Raw genomic sequence first — 3,163 nt, forward strand, 5'->3', positions numbered from 1 at the left:
CGCAGCGTGTAGCAGTCGATCGCCGGCGCCTCGTACGGGTGGGCGCGGCGCGCTGCCGCGAGCACGGCGGGCAGCAGCCCCTCGTCGGCGATCACCTCGATGCGCCGCTCGGCGACGCGCTCGAGCCGGCCGACGCGGCCGATGGCGGGGCGGGCGCCCGCCAGCGGACGGAACGTCCCCTCGCCGGACGCGGCGAAGGCGCAGGAGTCGTACGGGCCGATGGAGCCGGCGCCCGCGGCGGCCAGCGCCGCACGCACGCGCTCGGCCGCGGCGGCCGGCGCGAAGACGACGACTTTGACCAGGGCGGGACCGGGCACGGGGTGCAGGAACCCGACCTCGCGCAACGCGAGCCGCCGGGCGGCCTCGATGGCCAGGCCGCCCGGGGCGGCGTCGAGGTTGGTGTGCGCCGAGAAGACCGCGATCCCCGCGCCGAGCGCGGCCGCCGCGGCCGCGCCGGTCGCGCCCGCCGTGTCCACGCGGCGCAGCGGCTCGAGAAACAGCGGGTGGTGGGTGACGAGAAGGTCGGCCTTCGCGGCCAAGGTCCGCGCCACCGCGCGCGGCGTGGGATCGAGGGCGACGAGCACGCCGCGGACGGCAGCGGCGGCGCTGCCGAGCTGGAGCCCGGGGTTGTCGTCGGGGAGGGCGAGGGCGGGCGGGGCGGCCCGCTCGATGATCCGCGCCACGTCCCCGACGCGGATCACCGCCGGCTCCCCTCCCGGGGCGCCCGCGGCGCCGGGCGCGGGATGAACGCCCCGCGCGGCGCCGGTCCGGCTGCGACAATGGCGTTCAGCTTCACCTCCGCTGGCTTGGTGGGCCCACCAGGGTTCGAACCTGGGACCGACCGGTTATGAGCCGGTAGCTCTACCAGCTGAGCTATAGGCCCGCTCGTCCCGGCATCATAACACACCGCCGCAGATGGGGCCTTTGCGGACGCCTCACTCGATGAAGCTCTTGAGGCGCTTGGAGCGGCTCGGGTGCCGCAGCTTGCGCAGCGCCTTGGCCTCGATCTGCCGGATGCGCTCGCGCGTGACCTCGAAGTGCTGGCCGACCTCTTCCAGCGTGTGGTCCGAGCTGGTGCCGATGCCGAAGCGCATGCGCAGCACCTTCTCCTCGCGCGGCGTGAGCGTGAGCATGACCGCGTCGGTCATCTCCTTGAGGTTCAGCGCCGTCACGGCATCGGCCGGCGAAGGCGTGCTCTTGTCCTCGATGAAGTCCCCGAGGTGCGAGTCCTCCTCCTCGCCGATCGGCGTCTCGAGCGAGATCGGCTCCTTGGCGATCTTGAGCACCTTCCGGACCTTCTCGACCGGCATCTCCATCTTGACCGCGATCTCCTCGGGCGTGGGCTCGCGGCCGATCTCCTGCACGAGCTGGCGCGAGGTGCGGATGAGCTTGTTGATCGTCTCGATCATGTGCACCGGGATGCGGATCGTGCGCGCCTGGTCGGCGATCGCGCGCGTCACCGCCTGGCGGATCCACTAGGTGGCGTACGTCGAGAACTTGTAGCCGCGGCGGTACTCGAACTTGTCGACGGCCTTCATCAGGCCGATGTTCCCCTCCTGGATCAGGTCGAGGAAGTGCAGCCCGCGGTTGGTGTACTTCTTGGCGATCGAGACGACGAGGCGCAGGTTCGCCTCGACCAGCTCGCTCTTGGCGCGCGCCGCGCGCGTCTCGCCCTCGACCATGACCTTGCCGCGCTCGAGGATCTCCGCGCGCGAGAGGCCCAGCTCCTGCTCGACGGCCCGCACCTGCTTGTGCAGCTCGCGGACCTTCCTGTCCATCTCGAGCACCGTCTCCTTCGTCAGCAGCCGGCTGCCGACCTGGATCTTCGGCTTGCGCCCCGCCTTGGCGGAGGCCACGGCCTTGCGGAAGGCGGCGAGGTCGGCCTTGTACCTGCCGTAGACCTGGTGGGCCTCCGCCTCCGCCGCGCGGATGCGCTGCGCCGCCGCCCGCAGCTGCAGGGCGAAGCGCTCGACCTGGCTCGGGTTGATCTTGAGCCCCCACATCGCCTGCAGCAGCTGCTGGCGCGCAGATTCCTGGTCGCGCACGGCGCGCTGGCGCTCCTTCGCCGAGACGGTCTTGGCGCGCAGCTTGCCGGCGAGGGCGTCGAGGCGGCGGGCCAGCCGCTCGATCTCCTTGAGCTTCGCGACGACCTTCTCCTTGTTCGTCTCCTCGAGCTGCTCGAGCTGGTCGGGCTCCTCGGTGTCGAGCGCCATCAGCTCGCGCACCCGGATCTGGTCGGCCTCGAGCCGGCCGCGCCAGCCCGTGACCTCGCCGAGCACGAGCGGCATCTGCGAGATGATGTCGAGGACCGTCTTGCGCCCCTCCTCGATGCGCTTGGCGATCTCGACCTCGCCCTCGCGCGTCAGCAGCGGGACCGTGCCCATCTCGCGCAGGTACATGCGCACCGGGTCGTCGGTCTTGCCGATCGCCCCCGGCGTCAGGTCCAGCTCAGGGCCCTCCTCCTCGGCGGCCGCCTCCTCCTTCTCGCTGCGCAGGCGCGTCCGGCGGAACTGTGCCGCCTCCGAGGAGTCGATCAGCTCGATGTCCTCCTCGCCGAACATCATCACGATGTTGTCGATCTGGTCCCCGTTGACAACCTCGGCCGGCAGCAGGTCGTTGACCTCGTCGTAGGTCAGGAAGCCCTTTTCCTTCCCGAGGTCGATGAGCTGCTTGACCTGGTCGTATCCTTCCTTCTTCGGCATTTCCGCGTATCCTCCCTGGGCCGCCGACGGCCCCCGTTTGCGTGTCGATCAGGCCTTGCCCGGCGCCCGCACGCACAGACTCTGCTTCTGCGCCAGAAGTTCCCGGACGGTCTCGTGCTCCCCCGCCTCCTGGGCGCGGCGGAGCAGCTCCTGCAGCGCAAGGCTCTCGCGGCGACGGCGCCGCTCATGCAGCCGCTCGATGCAGTCCAGCGCTGCGCGGCGGGCCTCCGCGGCGTCGGCGGGCAGGCCGGGGTCGGCGAGCCACCCGGTGACGAGGCGGCCCAGCCGCTCGTCCGCGAACTCCAGTTTCCCGGCGAACCCCTCGCCCGCGCCGCGGTCGAGCAGCGCGAAGGCGGTGGCCGCGACGGTGCGGCACTGTTCGCTCTCGAGCTCCCCGAGATCGAGCGCGCCCCGCAGCTCGGCGGCGACCGCCGGATGCGCGAGCAGCGCCTTGACCAGCT

Annotated in this window: 2 protein-coding genes, 1 tRNA gene and 1 pseudogene; all 4 read right to left on the reverse strand. The window is 71.7% G+C overall.

The genetic code is table 11. The features are described from left to right. Positions 1 to 701: Nif3-like dinuclear metal center hexameric protein (locus VI078_07755; protein ID HEY5999185.1), on the reverse strand; the 701-nt coding region annotated here is incomplete at its 3' end. A 106-nt stretch (positions 702 to 807) separates the two neighbouring features. Then, a tRNA-Ile gene (locus VI078_07760) sits at positions 808 to 883 on the reverse strand. Positions 884 to 935: 52 nt separating this feature from the next. Continuing rightward, positions 936 to 2,702: pseudogene (rpoD, locus tag VI078_07765) on the reverse strand (RNA polymerase sigma factor RpoD). A 48-nt stretch (positions 2,703 to 2,750) separates the two neighbouring features. Further along, positions 2,751 to 3,163: hypothetical protein (locus VI078_07770; protein ID HEY5999186.1), on the reverse strand; the 413-nt coding region annotated here is incomplete at its 5' end.

It is taken from the genome of bacterium (assembly GCA_036524115.1).
Classification (GTDB): domain Bacteria; phylum JAUVQV01; class JAUVQV01; order JAUVQV01; family DATDCY01; genus DATDCY01.